The sequence below is a fragment of the Streptomyces sp. NPDC043870 genome, from assembly GCF_056435785.1.
The window spans coordinates 27,160-42,072 of sequence record NZ_JBWKDT010000021.1 but is presented as its reverse complement, the minus strand read 5'-3'; the positions used below and the strand labels follow the sequence as shown (position 1 = coordinate 42,072).

Here is a 14,913-nt window from a genome sequence, read left to right as displayed (position 1 = left end):
TTCACCCACCTGGTTCACACATCTCGCGCCACCCGTGGTACCGGCACAGGATCGAAGCCGGACCGCCGCATCGTCTCAGCGGTGTACGGCCGTCCGTACCTGTCGGAACTCGCGCTCGGAATCCCCGAGAGCCGGCCGTGCCACAGCACGCGGCGGCCTCACTGTCTCGAAGGAGAGGCGTGGAAATCATGACAACGCTGAGCGAACGTATATCTCAGTCGGCCTTCGATGGCTCCAGGCTGCGCGTCGTACTGCTGCTGGACCTCCACGACGGCGCACAGCAGAACTTCCTCAAGGCGTACGAGCACATGCGCAACCAGGTGGCGTCGGTACCCGGCCACATCAGCGACCAGCTGTGCCAGTCCATCGAGAACCCCTCGCAGTGGCTGATCACGAGCGAATGGGAGAGTGCGCCGCCGTTCCTCGACTGGGTGAACAGCGAGGAGCATGTGGAGACGGTCCGGCCCCTGCACAACTGCGTACGGGACACCCGGTCGCTGCGGTTCAGCGTCCTGCGCGAGACGGGGAAGCTCCACACCTCCGTCGAGGCCGCGCAGATCGGTGGTGGCCTGCAGCCCTTCCCGCGGGTGGGTGACGGTGTCGTTCGACACGCCCTCACCTTCACGGTCAAGCCCGGCAGCGAGCCGGTCGTGGCGGAGATCCTCGCGGGATACGACTCGCCGGCGGCACAGGTCGACGAGCACACCCGGCTGCGGCGTACCTCGCTGTTCATGCACGGGAACCGGGTCGTGCGGGCCGTCGAGGTGCAGGGCGACCTGTTCGCCGCACTGCGCCACGTCGCCCGGCAGCCCGAGGTCAGGGCGGTCGAGGAGGCCATCAACCCGTACCTGGAGCAGGACCGTGATCTCAACGACCAGGACTCGGCCCGGGTCTTCTTCACCCGGGCGGCGCTTCCGGCGGTGCACCATCTCGCAACCGCCGGCAAGGGGCACCCCGACGTCAAGCGGCACGCGCTGTTCTACCCGGCCAAGCCGGGCTGCGGCATGGCGCTCGCCCGGCTGCTCGCGCAGCAGGACGAGGAGGCGGCGGACGACCCGTCGGCGCCCGTCGACAGCAGCACGATCTTCCAGCGCGACGACATCGTCGTACGGCTGGTCGATGTGCGCGGCGCCATCGACGCGGACCCGCTGCTGGCGCTCGGCGCCCACGGCCCGCGCAAGGCGGCCATGCTGGCGCGGCTCCTGGACGACGACGCGGTCGGCGGCAGCACGTCGGCCACGGACGAGGACATGGCGCTCTTCCTCAAGAAGGCCGACATGCGCCTGATCACCGACCGCCGGGCTCCCTGAACCACGGCTGCCGGGCCCGAACCGTCCGTCCGGCGCCAGGCGGTGCGGTGCGCGCACACCGCACCACACGCACACCGCACCGCGCACACACCGAACCGCCGGCACCACGCCATCCGGCCATGGAGGAACCAGTCATGACCACACCGCATCGCATCGTCGACCTGAGCGAGACCCAGCCCAATCGCAGGCGCGGAGGCGATTTGCGCGCCATGCTCACGCCCACCGCCGTGGGTGCCACGAGCGGCTTCATGGGCCTGGCGATCGTGGAACCCGGCGACCGCATCGGCGAGCACTACCACCCGTACTCCGAGGAGTTCGTGTACGTCGTCAGTGGCGAACTCGAAGTCGACCTGGACGACGAGACGTTCCCGATCCGGCCGGACCAGGGGCTGCTCATCCCGCCTTACGTGCGGCACCGGTTCCGCAACGTGGGCAGCACGGAAGCCCGGATGGTCTTCCACCTGGGTCCGCTGGCCCCGCGTCCGGAACTCGGCCACGTCGACACGGAGGAGACACCTGCCATGGAGAGCGTCGGACAGCACCGTCCGCCCGAACGCACCGGGACGGCTTCATGACCCGGCGGGTAGCGGTCACCGGCGTCGGCATAGTGGCGCCAGGAGGTGTCGGCATACCGGCGTTCTGGGACCTCCTGGCCAACGGCCGCACGGCGACGCGCGGCATCACTCTCTTCGACCCGACCGGGTTCCGCTCGCGGATCGCCGCCGAGTGCGACTTCGATCCGACGGCCCACGGCCTCGGCCCGGAGGAGATCCAGCGCGCCGACCGGTACGTGCAGTTCGCCATGGTCGCCGCCCGGGAAGCACTGCGGGACGCAGGGCTCGACCCGGAGCGGGAGGACCCCTGGCGGATCGGGGTGTCCCTGGGCACCGCGGTCGGCGGAACGACGCGTCTGGAGCACGACTACGTCAAGGTCAGCAGTTCGGGCCGGCGCTGGGACGTGGACCACAGCGAGGCGGAGCCGCATCTGCACCGCGCCTTCTCGCCCAGTGCCCTCGCCTCCGAGGTCGCCGAACAGGCCGGCGCCCACGGCCCGGTGCAGACCGTCTCCACGGGATGCACCTCGGGTCTCGACGCGATCGGCTACGCCTTCCACGCCATAGAGGAGGGCAGGGTCGACGTCTGCATCGCGGGCGCGTCGGACTCGCCGATATCCCCCATCACGGTGGCCTGCTTCGACGCGATCAAGGCGACCTCCGCGAACAACGACGACCCGGCCCATGCCTCCCGCCCCTTCGACGCCCACCGGGACGGATTCGTCATGGGTGAAGGCGGGGCCGTGCTCGTCCTGGAAGAGCTCGAACACGCGCGTGCCCGCGGCGCGACGGTGTACTGCGAGGTCGGTGGCTACGCCACGTTCGGCAACGCGTACCACATGACCGGTCTCACCCGGGAGGGCCTGGAAATGGCCCGCGCGATCGGCAGCGCGATCGGCCATGCCCGTATCGACGCGTCGGACATCGACTACGTCAACGCGCACGGCTCGGGTACGCAGCAGAACGACCGGCACGAGACCGCCGCAGTGAAGCAGTCGCTCGGAACGCACGCCTACAAGGTTCCGATGAGTTCCATCAAATCCATGGTGGGTCACTCGCTCGGAGCCATCGGGGCGATAGAGATCGTCGCCTGCGTGCTGGCGCTGGCCAACCAGGTGGTGCCGCCGACGGCGAACTACGAGACCCCCGACCCCGAGTGCGATCTCGACTATGTGCCACGCACCGCGCGCGCCCTCAAGCTGCGCAACGTGCTCTCGGTCGGCAGTGGCTTCGGCGGATTCCAGTCCGCCGTGGTCCTCACCCGGCCAGGAGGGAGGACACGATGAGTCCTCGGCAGGACCGGCGTCCGGCCGTCACCGGAATCGGCGTCATCGCCCCCAACGGGGTCGGCACCGACGCCTTCTGGAAGTCCACACGCGAGGGCGTCAGCGTCCTCGACCACGTCACGCGTGAAGGCTGCGAGCATCTGCCGGTCCGTGTCGCCGGCGAAGTGCGCGGCTTCGATCCCGAATCGCTGGTCGAGGAGCGCTACCTCGTCCAGACCGACCGGTTCACGCACTTCGCCATGGCGGCTGCCGACATGGCACTGTCCGACGCGCGGATAGCCACCGGTGACTACAGCGACTCCCCGTTCGCGGTGGGAGTGGTCACCGCCGCAGGTTCCGGTGGCGGCGAGTTCGGCCAGCGCGAGCTGCAGCGGCTGTGGGGCCAGGGTTCCCGCTATGTCGGTCCGTACCAGTCCATCGCCTGGTTCTACGCGGCGAGCACCGGACAGATCTCGATCCGCGGCGGGTTCAAGGGCCCCTGCGGTGTCGTGGCCAGCGACGAGGCGGGCGGACTCGACGCCCTCGCGCACGCCGCCCGGGCGATCGAGCGGGGCACCGACGCCGTCGTCATCGGCGCGGCCGAGGCACCGCTGGCGCCGTACTCGCTCGTGTGCCAGCTCGGCTACCGGGAACTGAGCACCAGCGAGGAACCGGCGCGCGCCTACCGGCCGTTCACCTCGGGCGCGTGCGGCTTCGTGCCCGCGGAGGGCGGCGCGATGCTCGTCGTCGAGGAGGAGTCGGCGGCCCGCCGCCGTGGCGTCGCCGTCCGGGCCGTCGTGGCCGGGCACGCGGCGACGTTCACCGGGGCCTCCCGGTGGGAGGAGTCCCGCGAGGGGCTGGCCCACGCGATCCGTGGTGCTCTGACGGACGCCGCCTGTGCCCCTGACGAGATCGACGTGGTCTTCGCGGACGCGCTCGGCATCCCGGAGGCCGACCGGGCCGAGGCGCTGGCGATCGCCGACGCACTGGGCCCGCACGGTCTGCGTGTGCCGGTGACGGCCCCCAAAAGCGGCACGGGCCGGGCCTACTGCGGAGCGCCCGTGCTGGACGCGGCAGCCGCCGTCCTCGCCATGCAGGACGGCCTCGTACCGCCCACGCCCAATGTCTCCGACGTGTGCCACGACCTGGAAGTGGTGACCGGCAGGGCCCGCCCCGCCGAGCTGCGCACGGCCCTGGTGCTGAGCCGAGGACTCATGGGTTCGAACGCGGCGCTCGTGCTGCGGCACGGCGCCGACACCCCCGAGTGAGAAGTGAGGACTCTCTCATGACGACGCAAATCACCAAACTGACCATCGAAGAGCTGGCCGCTCTGATGAAGAAGGGCGCCGGCATCACCGTCGACCCCGTCGAGATGGGCGGCCGGCCCGAAGCACGGTTCGACGAGTACGGCCTCGACTCGCTCGGCCTGCTGGGCATCGTGGGCGAGCTGGAGAACCGCTACGGCCAGGCGCTGCCCCCCGACGCGGACCGCTGCAAGACCCCGCGTGAGTTCCTCGACCTCGTCAACAATTCCCTCATGGCAGGAGCCTGAAGTGTCCGGGCACACCGAGAACAAGATCACCATCGACGCGCCCCTCGACCTCGTCTGGGACGTGACCAACGACATCGAGAACTGGCCCCAGCTGTTCAGCGAGTACGCATCCGTCGAGATCATGGACCGCAGGAACAACAAGACGACGTTCCGGCTCACCATGCATCCCGACGAGAACGGCAAGGTCTGGAGCTGGGTGTCGGAGCGCGAGACCGACCGGAAGGCGCTGACGGTCCGTGCCCGCCGCGTCGAGACCGGCCCCTTCCAGCACATGGACATCCGCTGGGAGTACACGCAGACACCGCACGGTGTCCTGATGCACTGGACGCAGGACTTCGCGATGAAGCCGGACGCCCCGGTCGACGACGACTGGATGACCGACAACATCAACCGGAACTCCCGCATCCAGATGGAGCTCATCAGGGACAAGATCGAGCAGCGCGCCCGCGAGCGCGAGGCCGTCCCGGTCACCTCCGAGTGACACCCACCGACACCGACCGAAGGGATTCTCCCTGATGCACCAGGCTCTGATCGTCGCCCGTATGGCACCGGACTCGGCCGCCAACATCGCCAAGGTGTTCGAGGCCTCGGACCGGGGCGAACTGCCGGACCTCGTCGGGGTCACCCGGCGCAGCCTCTTCCAGTTCGGCGATGTCTATCTCCATCTGATCGAAGCCGACCGGCCGCCGGGACCGGCGGTCGCCAAGGTGGCGGACCACCCGGCCTTCCGGGACATCAGCGAGCAGCTCTCCGCCTACGTCAGCGCGTACGACCCGCAGACCTGGCGGAGCCCGAAGGACGCCATGGCCCACGAGTTCTACCGCTGGGAGCGTGACGGTAGGGCGTGACGCTTGCGCAACGTCGCCGGCTCCGCGTGCGGACGCGGACCCGGCGACGTGTCGTGGCGGGAACGGATCCCCGCGGTCAGGCGCCGGGGGTGATGCTCTCGAACGCGTGCAGATAAGCGTTGACCGGACGGACGTCGCCGACGATCAGACCGGCGTCCGCCATCCTGCTGATCATGCTCTGCTGGGTGTGCTTCGCACCGCCCACGTTGAGCAGCAGCATCAGGTCCATCGAGGTGGTGAACTTCATCGACGGGGTGTCGTCGACGAGGTTCTCGATGACCACCACCCTGGCTCCCGGGCGGGCGGCCCGGACGACATTGCCCAGGGTTCTGCGGGTGCTGTCGTCGTCCCATTCCAGGATGTTCTTGATGATGTAGACATCGGCCTCGACGGGCATGGCCTCCCGGCAGTCCCCGGCGACGATGGTGACGCGGTCGGCGAGCGAGCCGCCCTCGCGCAGCCGCGGGTCCGCGTTGGCCACCACACGGGGAAGGTCGAGCAGCGTTCCCCGGATGCCGGGGTACTTCTCCAGGAGGCTCGCCAGGACGTGCCCCTGACCGCCGCCGATGTCCGCGACCGTCGATGCTCCGGTGAGGTCGAGGAGCTGCGCCACATCACGGGCCGACTGCATGCTGGACGTGGTCATGGCCCGGTTGAAGACGTGCGCCGACTCGTGCGCGTCCTCGTGGAGGTAGTCGAAGAAGCCCTTGCCGTAGAGCCCGTCGAAGACGCTTTTGCCGGACCGCACCGCCTCGTCGAGGATCGGCCAGGCGTCCCAGGTCCAGGGCTCGGTGCACCAGAGCGAGATGTACTTCAGACTGTGCGGATCGTCCTCGCGGAGCAGCCGGGACATCTCCGTGTGCGCGAAGGTGCCGTCCTCGGTCTCTGTGAAGATCCCGTAGCAGGTCAGCGCGCGCAGCATCCGCCGCAGCGCCCGCGGCTCGGCCTTCACCGAGGCCGCCAGTTCCTCCGCGGTGGCGGGGGTCTCCCCCAGCGCGTCGGCGACGCCGAGCCGGGCCGCGGCCCGCACGGCGCCGGCGCATGCCGCCCCGAAGACGAGCTCCCGCAGTTGCATGGACGGCGGGGTGGCCGTCGCTGCACCTACGGTGCTCATGAGCACCGCCCTGCCTTCTCGGCGGTCTTGCAGTAGTTGCCGGAGAAGGTGTTGGCCTTGCCGGTGTCACGGTTGGCGAGGTCCGCCGGCCGGTTGCTCATCAGCACGTTGTCCCTGATGACGTTGCGGGTGCTCGGGGCGCCCACGATGCTCTTGAAAAGCACGATTCCGCCGGAGAACGGGGACGCGCCGGCGTTGGCCCAGACCAGGTTGGACTCGACGACGGCGTCCTCGACGCCGGTCAGGACGATGCCCGCGCCCTGGATCCTGGGCAGCCGGGCGGTCTTCGGGCAGGACTTGTTGTTGTGGTGGACGTGGTTGCCGCGGACGGCCAGGTCCCCGGTCCGCGGGACGCCCTCGTCGCCGACGACGAACATGCCGGCGCAGTTGGCGTTGGCCTCGTTGTGCTGGACGGTGAGGTTCCTGAGCCGTCTGACGGTGAGCCCGATCCGGTTGCCCGTCAGAAGGTTGCCGGTGACCAGGGTGCGCCGGGTGTTGACGGCGCCGGCCTCGGTGTCGGTGGTGTTCGACACGAAGATTCCGGACTCGGCGTTGTTGCGGGCCGTGTTCTCCCGGATCACGGATCGCAGGGACCGCTCCTCGGCGATGCCCCAGTTGCCGTTCTTCTCCGAGGTCACACGACGGATGATCAGTTTGTTGGTGCGCGAGGCCCAGATACCGTTCTTCTTGAACCCCGAAACCCTCAGCGAGCGGATCTGTACGTTCTGGGCGGGCTTCGCGGCCGTGCCGAGGACGCAGATCCCGTTCCCCGCCTGCGCGCAGGCGTTCCTGGCCGCCCCGGTGGACGGCTTGATGACGGTCCGCGCCCCCGCCCCGATCAGGGTCAGGTCCGACTTCTTGATGAGAACGCTCTCGTGGTAGGTGCCGGGTGCGACGGAGATGATGTCACCCGGCTTCGCCGCGTTCACGGCGGCCTGGATCGACTCCCCCGGATGTACGTCGTGTGTGATTCCGGCCCGGGCCGGCGCTGCCGCGCCCAGCCCCGTGGTCATCATGAGAGCGACGCATCCGAGGTACGTGATCTGTCGTTTCGTCATGAGCTGAAATTATGTGGCGAATACGGCAAATTGCCACATCCCTGACCCAACAGGCGCGTGTCGTGACAGAAGACTCTCAGGCGGGAAGGTCACCCTCGAACCGGCGCAGCCGCTCCGCGTCGCAGGTCCGCGGGCAGGTGCCGCAGGCCTCCGCCGGGCGGATCGTGTAGTACAGACAGCAGCCGAGACGCGTGCGGGTCGGGTACGACCGTCCGTCACGGCCCGTCAGCCGGCGGAAGTCGGCGCCGCCGGGGAACGGCGGCAGCGGCCCGGGCAGCAGTTCCCCCGCCGCACGTACCCCCCGCTCCTCCTCCCCCAGCATCCGGCCGAGGTTCCAGATGCCGGAGACCAGATCGTCGCCCACCATCCCCCACATCGCGCGCGGCCCGCGCCGCAGCCGCGGACCGATCGCGGCCAGCAGGGGCCGTACGTGGTCGGCGACCGCGGCACGCAGTTCGGCCCGCAGCGCCTCCGCGTGCGCCACCACGCGCACGCCCGGCAGCCCGGCCGCGGGATCGCCGGGCAGGCACGCGAAGCCGCCGGGGACGACGGCGAAGGCCCCCGCGGTCAGGCTGACCCGGACATCCTGCGGGCGGATCCGCGGCACGCGGCGCTCGAGGAACCAGGGGCCGCTCATCAGCAGGCAGACGGTCCAGAGGTAGTCGTGCAGCGCGCGCGACGCGACGACATCCGGCCGGGCGGTGTGCGCGTGACGGTCCCGGATACGCAGGGCCTCGGAATCGAGGAGGGCGTCGAGGAGTTCCGGACGGACCGCCAGTTCCGCACCGTCGGCCCAGCCCTGACCGGCCGGCGAGCCGGGTGCCGCGATCTCCATCTGCCACGAGGGGAGGAGCCCGGCGATCCGCCGACAGGTCCGGGCGAGCAGGGCGGAACAACTCACGGCAGGTCCGGCCAGTGGCGATGCCGGGGCCAGGGTCACGGGCGCTCCTCAGCACGAAGACGAACAGACAGCAGGACGACGAACAACGACGAAGACGAACAACGGCGAAGACGAGCAACGGTGAGACGAATCAGCGGGCGAGATGAAACGACAACCCACTAAGGCAAGGCTCACCTTAACCACATCAGTGATCGCGAACGCCAACCGGGGCCGTGTCGCGGCGAATTGACAAACTTAGGTGTGCCTAACTTAGGCTCTCGGCTCGTGATCCAGAACAATCACGGGTCACACGGCTCCGTGCACGAAAGCGATCCCTCATGCAGCTGTACCTGCTCGCCCTGAACCCGACCGACTCGGTCACCGAGGGATTCCTCCCCGCCGCCCGCCGGCTGGGGCTCCATGTCACCTTGCTCACCGACCAGCCCGCGGCGCACCGCGCGGTCGCCCCGGACACCGAGCTGCTCGAGTGCGACGTGCGCGACTTCCGCGCCGTCATCTCCCGGATCTCGGCCCATCGCACCCCGGACGCGGTCTTCACCAACAGCGACCATCTGCAGACCCAGGCCGCCCTGGCCGCCGGCTACTTCGGCCTTCCCGCCAAGAGCTGGCAGGCCACGCTGCGTGCCAAGGACAAGGCGGAGATGCGCCGCCACCTCGCCGCCGCCGGCGCCGATACCGTAGGGTCCGCGGAGCTCGCCCCCGGGCAGGACCCGGCCGCCGCGGTGGCCGCTCTCGGCAGGCCGTACCCGTACGTGGTCAAGCCGCGTGAGGGCGTGGCGAGCGAGGACGTCTTCCTGGTCGAGGAAGCGCAGGAGCTGGTGCGGCGCTGCGCGGAGATCCGGGCGCGCCGGCCACGGTCGGCCCTGGTCGTCGAGGAGTACCTGCCCGGCGAGCTGTACACCCTGGAGACGCTCGGCGACGGCAGCGTCCGCCATGTGCTGGGCGGCTTCCACACCGAGCTGTCCCCTCCCCCGTACTTCGTCGAGGAGCGGCTCACCTACGTCCCGGCGCATCCCGAGCCCATCGTGGAACAGGTCCTCTCCCAACTGGACGCGCTCGGTGTGGGGTTCGGCGCCTGCCACACGGAGTTCGTCGTGCACGAGGGACGCGCGCGCATCATCGAGGTCAACTACCGTGCCATCGGCGACCAGTGCGATCTGCTCCTCGCCCGGCTGCTGGACGTGCCGCTCTTCGAGCACATCCTGCGCACTCATCTGGGCGAGCCGCTGCCGGCGGACCTTCACGCACGGACCGACGGCGCGGCCCGGCTCGACTATCCGTGCGCGGAGCGCGCCGGAACGCTGACCGCCGCCCCCTCCGCGGCCGAATTCGAGGACGACGGCGTGCGGCTGACGTACCGGCCGCTGCGCCGGATCGGCGAGCGGCACGAGCTGTACCGCACCAACCGCGATTTCCTGGGCGTTGTCCGGGCCACCGGCACCGACCAGAAGAGCGTGGACCGGGCCGTGACGGGCTTTCTCGCCGCACAGCGCTGGGAGATCACGCCGTGACGGTGCCGACGGAGCCCCCAGGCGCGACCGGGGCGACGGCCGAGGCGGAGCTGCTCCTGCGGGTGCTCGGCGCGCTGCTGCGCGAGGACGTCGTGCGGCTGCGCTCCGGCAGTGCCGTGATGGAGCGCCCGGACGGCACCTGGCTGCGGCTGGCGACGGCCGGTCCGGACGCGCTGCTGCTGCCGGTCCGCGAGGACGGGTTCCAGTGCGCGTGGACCGCCCGGCTGCCGCTGCTGCGCCGCGAGTCCGACGGGACCGAACTGACCACCTGCGACGACGTCCTGGACGCACTGGCCACCCTGGCCGAACCTGCGGACCGTGGCGGCTTCGGCGCCTTCGCCGAGGAGTGCCGGCAGACGCTCACCGCCATGCGGCTGCACGCCCGCACGGAGGACGAAGTCCTCGGGGCGCTGGCGGCGCGCAACGGAGCCGACCCCGCGCACTGGACCGGGCTCGCCGCCGCTCCCGCCCATGACGCCCTCGCCGCCCGTCTCGACCACCCTGTCTATCCGACCGCGCGCGGGCGCTCGGGGCTCACGCCCGGCCAACTGCGCGCGTTCGCACCCGAGTTCCACCCCCGTTTCGCCCTGCGCTGGCTGGCTCTCCCCAGGGACGCGGTCACCCTCCGGGGCCCGAGCCTCGCGCCGCCTCCCTCGGAGTTCGGGCTGCCGGGACTCGACAGCAGCCATCTCGCTCTCCCTGTGCATCCCCTGTCCGTGGGCGGCCCCCTGCGGGACGCCCTGCGCGCAGCCGGACTCGAGGACCGGGCGGTCCTGGCCGACCGGCCGCACCTGGAGGTCGTACCGACCCTGTCCATGCGGACCGTGGCCCTCGCCGACCGCCCCGGCGTCCATCTCAAACTGCCCCTGGCCATCTCCACCCTGGGCCGGCTCAACCGGCGCACCATCAAGCCCGGCACACTCGTCGACGGTGCTGCCGCGCAGCGCCTGCTGCGGACCGTGACCGCACGGGAGCCCCGTTTCCGGGACACGGTCCTGCACGCCGACGAGACGCACTTCGCCCATGCCGGCCACGAGCTGCTCGCCGTGCTCCTGCGGCGCTGTCCCGCCGGCCTGGACGACGCCGTCGTGGTACCCATGGCCGCGCTGCTGAGCCGGGCTCCCGGGGGCCGGCTGGTCATCGACCACCTCGCCGACCGCTTCTACGGCGGCGATCCGCTCGCCCTCCTCGACGCCGCGCTCACCCTGCTGTTCGACTGGCAGACCACGCTCTTCGGATACGGGATCGCTCTGGAGTCCCATCAGCAGAACGTGTCACTCGTGCTGGACGAGCGGGCGGGCCACCCGCGCCTGCGGCTGCTGCTCAAGGACAACGACGGCCCGCGCATCAACAGCGTCCGGCTGCGTGCGGCACTCGGCGCGGACGCGCCGGACCCGGCGGTGTTCGACGACCGCCGGATTCTCGGCGACAGCGACGGGCCGGTCGTGGACCTGTTCACCACCATCACCGTCCATCTGTGCGCGGGCGCCTACGCCTTCGGGCTCGCCCGGCACGGCCGCGCCCCGCTGGACCGCCTGCTGGGGCTCGTGCGTGACCGGCTCGCCGAGGCCGTGGAACGGCTCGGGACGCGGCCCGGGGAGCCGGGGGCCGTGCTGCGCGCACACGTCCTGGACTCGGCGCGGCTGCCCGTCAAGGCCATGGTGACCGCCGGGACCCTGCTCGCCAAGGACCGTTCGGGAGCGTCCGACATCAACAAGCACTACACGACCGGCCCCAACTACCTGCTGCGGGGAGAGTTCACGCGGCGATGACCTCCATCCACTCTTCCGCCCATCACTCCGCCCTGGCGGGCAGGCCCACCGCGGACGACGCCGTGGCGCACACCCTCCTCAACTGTCTGCTCCGTGAGGTGTCGGGACCGGAGCACCGGACCGCTGTCATCGGCGGCCGTCTGCTGCTGCGCCTGCCACGGCTGGGCGTGCTGCTCCGGGTGGCCCTTCGCCGTACGTCCCTCCTCGGGGCGCACCGTTTCGCCGGTTCGGTCGAGGAGCAGACCGACGGCTGCTGGTCCGCACTCGACTGGGCGGGCCTCGCCCGGTACGTCCACGCGGAACTCTCGCTCCGTACGGGCGTACGCAACGACGAGTTCCTGGACCAGGTCGCCTCCAGCCATCAGGGGGTCGCGGCGGCCCTCGCCCTCCCCCGCCGGGCCGCCGGTGGCAGCGGTCCACTCGCCGACTACCTCGCCTCCGAGCAGTCCCTCGTCCTCGGTCACCGCTTCCACCCCACCCCCAAGGCCCGCGGCGGCGACCCCGCCGCCTGGTCCGCGTACGCCCCCGAAGCCGCCGCCTCCTTCCCGCTCCGCCTGCTCGCCGTCCGCGACGACCTGGTCGTCCAGGAGTCGGCGGAGCCGGGCGCCGCCGACCCGCTGGACCGGCTGGGGCCGGTGCCCGAGGGGTACCGGCTGCTGCCCGCCCACCCCTGGCAGTACGAACTGCTGCACGAGCACCCGGCCCTGCGGGAGGCCCTCGGCCGGGACGACGTCCTCGACCTCGGCCCCGGCCGTACCCCCTTCGCCGCCACCGCGTCCGTCCGAACCCTTTACGACGGCGACACGTTCCTCAAGTTCAGCCTGAACGTCCGCATCACGAACTGCCTGCGCAAGAACGCCGGCTACGAACTCACCGGAGCGGTCCGGCTGACCGGACTGCTCGGACCCGCACTGGCCGACCTGGCCGCCCGTTTCCCCGGCAGCGGCATGCTCCGCGAGCCCGCCTACCGCAGCCTCGCCCTGCCCGGCGCGGACGGCAGTACGGTCCTCGCTCTCCTCGAGGGTTTCGGTGTGATCGTCCGGGAAGGTCTCACCGGCCGGCTTCGCCCCGGTGTCACTCCGCTGCTCGCCGCCTCCGTGGCCGACGAGTACCCCCTGGGGCCCGCCCACATCTCCCGGCTGCTGGCCGACGCTGATCCGGCCACGGCCCTGGCGTGGTGGCGCGACTATCTCGACCTGCTCGTCCCGCCCGTCCTGGCCGCGTACTTCGACCACGGGCTGGTCCTCGAACCCCATCTGCAGAACGTCGTCGTCTGCGTGGACGCCGACGGCAGCCCCGTACAGGTCCTCTTCCGCGACATGGAAGGCACCAAGCTGCTCCCCGAGCACCACGCCGCCGCGCTCGCCGCACTCCCCGCCGAGGTCGCGGGCCCCTTGACGTACGACGCCGGGCGCGGCTGGGACCGGGTCGTCTACTGCCTGCTCGTGAACCATGTGGCCGAGATGCTCGCGGCCCTCGCCGATCTGCACCCGCAGACCGAGACCGCGCTGTGGTCGCAGGTTCGCCGCACGCTCCGGAACTACGCCGACGAACACGGCCGCCCACCGCGTCTGACCGCCCTGCTCGCGGGTGAACCGCTGCCGGCCAAGGCCAATCTGCTCACCCGCTGGGCACGCGCGGCCGACCGTACGGCGGGTTATGTCCGCCTGCCCTCCCCGCTCGCCGAGGACCTGCTGTCCGGGGCGATCCCCGCCGACGACGACTGGAACGCCCGTTGACCACGACCCTGCTGACCCCGGCGGTGCGCGCGCATGCACTGGCCCTCCCGGCCGACGGCCTGCCGGCGTATCTGTACGACCTGGCCGCACTGCGCGAGCACGCCGCGTCCGTCCGGTCGGCGCTGCCGGACCGCGTCGAGCTGTACTACGCCGCCAAGGCCAATCCCGAACAGGAGATCCTGACGGCTCTCGCCCCGTACGTGGACGGCTTCGAGGTCTCTTCCGGAGGCGAACACGCCCATGTCGCCAAGGCCGTCCCGCAGCGGCCGCTCGCCTTCGGCGGCCCCGGGAAGACTCCCGCCGAGATAACGGCGGCGCTCGAAGCGGGCGTGGAGCGCTTCCATGTGGAGAGCCCGTACGAACTCCGTATGCTGGCGGACCTCGCCGCCCGCCACACGCCCGCGGCACGCGTCGCGGTCCTGCTCCGCTTCAACCTGCCGCTCGCCGACGGCTCGCTGAGAACCAGTGCGCTCTCCATGGGCGGCCGCCCGACCCCGTTCGGCATGGACCCGTCCGAGGCCGACGCCGTGGTCCGCCTCCTCACCGACGGCAGCTGCCCGCAGCTGGAGCTTCGCGGTGTCCACGCCCACCTGGCGAGCGGCCTCGGTGCCCGGGCCGAACTCGCCGTGGCCGAGTCCGTCGTGACCTGGTCGGTGCGCCTCGCCGAGCGCCACGGCTTCCGCCTCCACGAGGTCAATGTCGGCGGCGGCATGACGGTCGACTACGCGGACCCCGGGGCCCGGTTCGACTGGGCCGCCTACGGGGCCGGGCTCGCCCGTCTCACCGCCGCCCACCCGGGCCTGCGGCTCCGCATCGAGCCGGGCCGCGCACTCACGGCGTACTGCGGCTGGTACGCCACCGAGGTCCTGGACGTGAAGCGGAGCCACGGCGAGACCTTCGCGGTCGTCCGCGGTGGCACCCACCATCTGCGCACCCCGGCGACGAAGGGCCACGACCAGCCGTGCGCCGTGCTCCGCAGGGACATCTGGCCCCACCCCTGGCCGCGCCCCGGGGCCGGCCAGGACCTGGTCACCGTGACCGGCCAGCTGTGCACCCCGAAGGACGTCCTCGCCCGCCGTGTCCCGGCACAGGGGCTGAGGGCGGGCGACCTCGTGGTGTTCGCGCTGGCCGGGGCGTACGCGTGGAACATCTCCCACCACGAGTTCCTCATGCATCCGCGGCCCGGCTTCCACTTCCTGGAACAGCAGTCCGCTCGCCCTGCGCATCACGTCCGATCTCTCTAGTGTCAGTAGCTGAACCACCGGCGAAACGCCATGGGACGCGCCCGC

The 14,913-nt window shown here is 71.0% G+C and carries 14 protein-coding genes; 11 read left to right on the top strand and 3 right to left on the bottom strand.

The features are described from left to right. The first annotated feature begins 188 nt into the window (after window positions 1-188). From AC0699_RS23905 to AC0699_RS23875, 7 genes are all read left to right on the top strand, one after another. Entirely contained in the window at window positions 189-1,310 is a 1,122-nt protein-coding gene (locus tag AC0699_RS23905; RefSeq protein ID WP_478663621.1) for a SchA/CurD-like domain-containing protein, read from the top strand. A gap of 134 nt (window positions 1,311-1,444) precedes the next feature. Next, a complete protein-coding gene (locus tag AC0699_RS23900; protein WP_478663619.1) occupies window positions 1,445-1,885 on the top strand; it encodes a cupin domain-containing protein in 441 nt (146 codons plus the stop codon). After that, window positions 1,882-3,150 carry a beta-ketoacyl-[acyl-carrier-protein] synthase family protein gene (locus AC0699_RS23895; RefSeq protein WP_478663616.1) on the top strand — a complete coding sequence of 423 codons (1,269 nt, stop codon included), beginning with the start codon at window positions 1,882-1,884 and terminating at the stop codon, window positions 3,148-3,150. The genes AC0699_RS23900 and AC0699_RS23895 overlap by 4 nt, the downstream gene beginning before the upstream one ends. Beyond that, window positions 3,147-4,397 carry a ketosynthase chain-length factor gene (locus AC0699_RS23890; RefSeq protein WP_478663614.1) on the top strand — a complete coding sequence of 417 codons (1,251 nt, stop codon included), beginning with the start codon at window positions 3,147-3,149 and terminating at the stop codon, window positions 4,395-4,397. The genes AC0699_RS23895 and AC0699_RS23890 overlap by 4 nt, the downstream gene beginning before the upstream one ends. Window positions 4,398-4,414: 17 nt before the next feature. Next, window positions 4,415-4,681 carry an acyl carrier protein gene (locus AC0699_RS23885; RefSeq protein ID WP_453665712.1) on the top strand — a complete coding sequence of 89 codons (267 nt, stop codon included), beginning with the start codon at window positions 4,415-4,417 and terminating at the stop codon, window positions 4,679-4,681. Window position 4,682: 1 nt separating this feature from the next. Then, entirely contained in the window at window positions 4,683-5,162 is a 480-nt protein-coding gene (locus tag AC0699_RS23880; protein WP_469769866.1) for an SRPBCC family protein, read from the top strand. 34 nt (window positions 5,163-5,196) lie between these two features. After that, a complete protein-coding gene (locus AC0699_RS23875) occupies window positions 5,197-5,529 on the top strand; it encodes a TcmI family type II polyketide cyclase (protein ID WP_478663607.1) in 333 nt (110 codons plus the stop codon). 76 nt (window positions 5,530-5,605) lie between these two features. Here the strand turns inward: AC0699_RS23875 and AC0699_RS23870 are convergent, their stop codons facing one another. The 3 genes from AC0699_RS23870 to AC0699_RS23860 all read right to left on the bottom strand — a co-directional run bounded on the left by AC0699_RS23870 (window position 5,606) and on the right by AC0699_RS23860 (window position 8,641). Then, window positions 5,606-6,643: a methyltransferase gene (locus AC0699_RS23870; RefSeq protein WP_478663605.1), complete on the bottom strand. Its 1,038-nt coding sequence runs from the start codon at window positions 6,641-6,643 to the stop codon at window positions 5,606-5,608. After that, complete coding sequence (locus tag AC0699_RS23865) at window positions 6,640-7,701, bottom strand: right-handed parallel beta-helix repeat-containing protein (protein ID WP_478663603.1); 1,062 nt, start codon at window positions 7,699-7,701, stop codon at window positions 6,640-6,642. The genes AC0699_RS23870 and AC0699_RS23865 overlap by 4 nt, the downstream gene beginning before the upstream one ends. Window positions 7,702-7,777: 76 nt before the next feature. Further along, window positions 7,778-8,641 (bottom strand): (2Fe-2S)-binding protein, encoded by an 864-nt coding sequence (locus AC0699_RS23860; RefSeq protein ID WP_478663601.1) that lies wholly within the window; start codon window positions 8,639-8,641, stop codon window positions 7,778-7,780. A 278-nt stretch (window positions 8,642-8,919) separates the two neighbouring features. Between AC0699_RS23860 and AC0699_RS23855 the strand changes: the two genes are divergently transcribed. The 4 genes from AC0699_RS23855 to AC0699_RS23840 are packed head-to-tail and all read left to right on the top strand — an operon-like array spanning window position 8,920 to window position 14,868. Further along, window positions 8,920-10,113 carry an ATP-grasp domain-containing protein gene (locus AC0699_RS23855; protein ID WP_478663596.1) on the top strand — a complete coding sequence of 398 codons (1,194 nt, stop codon included), beginning with the start codon at window positions 8,920-8,922 and terminating at the stop codon, window positions 10,111-10,113. Next, window positions 10,110-11,885 carry an IucA/IucC family protein gene (locus tag AC0699_RS23850; RefSeq protein ID WP_478663594.1) on the top strand — a complete coding sequence of 592 codons (1,776 nt, stop codon included), beginning with the start codon at window positions 10,110-10,112 and terminating at the stop codon, window positions 11,883-11,885. The genes AC0699_RS23855 and AC0699_RS23850 overlap by 4 nt, the downstream gene beginning before the upstream one ends. After that, window positions 11,882-13,624: an IucA/IucC family protein gene (locus tag AC0699_RS23845; protein WP_478663591.1), complete on the top strand. Its 1,743-nt coding sequence runs from the start codon at window positions 11,882-11,884 to the stop codon at window positions 13,622-13,624. Before AC0699_RS23850 ends, AC0699_RS23845 begins: the two co-directional genes overlap by 4 nt. Further along, on the top strand, window positions 13,621-14,868 hold the full coding sequence (locus AC0699_RS23840; RefSeq protein WP_478663588.1) for a type III PLP-dependent enzyme: 1,248 nt from the start codon (window positions 13,621-13,623) through the stop codon (window positions 14,866-14,868). Before AC0699_RS23845 ends, AC0699_RS23840 begins: the two co-directional genes overlap by 4 nt. Window positions 14,869-14,913 lie beyond the last annotated feature (45 nt).